The sequence below is a fragment of the Arthrobacter cheniae genome (assembly GCF_003602275.1).
GTDB lineage: Bacteria > Actinomycetota > Actinomycetes > Actinomycetales > Micrococcaceae > Arthrobacter_D > Arthrobacter_D cheniae.
The window spans coordinates 1-2,633 of the sequence record NZ_QZVT01000030.1 but is presented as its reverse complement, the minus strand read 5'-3'; the positions used below and the strand labels follow the sequence as shown (position 1 = coordinate 2,633).

Annotated in this window: 3 protein-coding genes; all 3 read left to right on the top strand. The window is 62.6% G+C overall.

What is annotated here, in order from left to right:
• The first annotated feature begins 222 nt into the window (after positions 1 to 222).
• A complete protein-coding gene (locus D6T63_RS18805; protein WP_220725991.1) occupies positions 223 to 699 on the top strand; it encodes an MSMEG_3727 family PQQ-associated protein in 477 nt (158 codons plus the stop codon).
• Positions 700 to 714: 15 nt separating this feature from the next.
• Complete coding sequence (locus D6T63_RS18800) at positions 715 to 2,400, top strand: PQQ-dependent dehydrogenase, methanol/ethanol family (RefSeq protein ID WP_120150853.1); 1,686 nt, start codon at positions 715 to 717, stop codon at positions 2,398 to 2,400.
• A 77-nt stretch (positions 2,401 to 2,477) separates the two neighbouring features.
• Positions 2,478 to 2,573, top strand: a complete 96-nt coding sequence (gene pqqA, locus D6T63_RS18795) for a pyrroloquinoline quinone precursor peptide PqqA (protein ID WP_120150852.1) — start codon at positions 2,478 to 2,480, stop codon at positions 2,571 to 2,573.
• Positions 2,574 to 2,633: the final 60 nt, after the last annotated feature.

Below are 2,633 nucleotides of genomic sequence, written 5' to 3'. Positions count from 1 at the left end.
GCGGTGCTGTGTGGGGTGTTGTGTGGGGGGTTTTGTGTGACGAGCGGCACAGTGAGGGGGGGTGAGCGGTGTGGTTGGGGGGTCTTGCGGTGGGGTCTGGTGGTGGGGTTGGGGTGGTTCTACGGTTGTCTTTCAACTGGCCCTCATGAGCCAGTGGACTCTGGTTTGGTTTGCAGGGAGTTCGGTTAATACGTGTGTGATTTCACGAGGAGGTGATGTCCAGTGGCTATTGCTGAAGAAGTTATGAATGAAGAGCGGTCCGAGATGTTGGCCAGGCTTGGCTTGGACGTGCAGAACAAAGGAACCATGGGTCGGATTTTGGCGACCGGCTCTATCGCTGAGGCGACGGAGCGTCCCGATGGCACGATGGAAGCCACGATCCGGATCAACGAGGACGAGATTGCCTGGGAACCGGCGATCTTGGTCCTGCCGCACGGCGGTCAGCTCGAGTTGACGGTCATCAACGATGACACGAACACGCACTCCTGCCTGCTGCCCAGTAATGGTGACCAGAAGTTCCTTTGGTTGGTCAATGGGTCCAGGGGTCAGGCGACGCTCACCCTGGATGGTCCTGGCTATTACTGGTACAGCTCGCCGGGAGGCAATGACGAGGGCCGCGGTCTGACCGCTGCGATCGTCGTGCGGGGAGAAGTGCCCCCGGAAGCCCGCCTGGATCGCCCTGCACAGCCCCGACCATAGGAAGGAACTGACCCAATGACCATTGAATATATAGATGCCGGCCAGGCCATCGACCATGGCGCTTTGAGCGCCGTGCCCGGTGTCGCTCCCGCGGTAACGGAAAACATTGATTACGAACGTCTCCTGAATGCGCGTTCGGAGTCGCATAACTGGCTCACGTACTACGGCGCCTATGACGGGCAGCGGTACAGCCTGCTGGATCAGATCAACGCCGAGAACGTCAGCCAGATCACCCCAGCCTGGATTTTCCAGGCCGGGCAGACAGGCCTGATCGCGGGTGCGTCGACCTACGCATTCGAGACCTGCCCGCTGATCGTCGATGGCGTCATGTATGTCACCGGTTGGGATGGCCACTTCTGGGCCCTGGAGGCGGCGACGGGTAAGGAACTGTGGCGCTACAAGCACGCGGTGCCCTATGACGTCTCGCTGTGCTGCGGCAACGTCAACCGCGGTTGCGCGGTGGCCAACGGCAAGGTCTACTTCGTGACCCCGAACGCCCAGTTGCTGGCGCTTGATGCGACCAACGGCCAGAAGGTGTGGCAGAAGACCATCGGCGACGTGCGCGCCGCAGAGAGTGCTTCGCTGGCTCCGACGGTCATCAAGGACCTGCTCATCACCGGCAGTGCCGGCGGCGAGTTCGGTGTCCGCGGCCACATTGACGCGTGGGACCTGGAGACCGGCGAGCAGCGCTGGCGCACGTACACCGTGCCCAAGCCCGGCGAGCCGGGTTCGGAGACCTGGCCCGCTGACGGCGAGGCCTGGCAGCGCGGCGGTGCGAACCACTGGGTGAGCGGAACCTATGACCCGGAGACGAACCTGTACTACGCGGGCACCGGTAACCCGGCACCTGACTTCGACGGCGAGGTCCGAGAGGGAGACAACCTCTACACCGACAGCGTCGTTGCGCTGGACGTCGACTCAGGTGAGATCAAGTGGCACTACCAGTTCACTCCGCACGATCTGTGGGACTACGACTCCACGATGGAGATGACCCTGTTCGAGCGCGATGGCAAGAAATTGCTGGGCCACTTCGATAAAAACGGTTACTTCTTCGTGCTGGACCGCACCAACGGTGAACTGCAGCACGTCACTCCCTTCGTGGACCGGATCGACTGGGGAGTCATCACCCGGGACGGGAAGGTCACTCCCCGTAAGTACCCGGACAAGGAAGGCGAGCCAGTTCACTTCTACCCCGGCCCGGCCGGCGCGAAGGAATGGACGCACGCGGCATACAGCCCGAAGACCGAACTGTTCTACGTGCCAGTAGCCGACGTCGGTGCTACCGCGACTCGCCGCCGCCGCGAGTTCAAGGAAGGCATGCCGTACTGGGGTGCTGGTGTCGCAGTGGACATCGACGACATGGCCGGATCGGTCAGTGCGTTCGATAGCCACGGCGAGGAGAAGTGGCGCTGGCGTATCGATTACCCCATGGCCGCGTCCGTGCTCGCCACAGCAGGCGACCTGGTCTTCGCAGGCACCCCGACCGGTGAGTTCGTCGCTCTCGACGCCCGAACCGGCGAGAAGCTCTGGGAATTCCAGTGTGGCAGCGGCCACCACGGCAGCTCCTCGACCTACAGCGTCGACGGCAAGCAGTACGTCGTTGTTCCCGTGGGCTGGGGCGGATGGCTCGAAGGCATCATCCCCGGAATGCTCGCCGCCGGCCACGGCAGCGCGCTGATCGCTTTCGCCCTGCCCAGCTGAACCCCACCCACACCCATCAAGGGACCATCCCGGGACCCAGCCAGGGACCCGATCAGAGAACGAAAGGAAAACAGAACATGACCGCACATAACAACCTGCAGAAGTGGGAATCCCCCACCCTCAAAGAAATCCGCGTGTCGTCCGAGGTAACCGCCTACGTCGCCACCAAGTAACACAACACGGTGAGGTGCCGGGCCACCACGGCCCGGCACCCCACCAACCACACAACACAA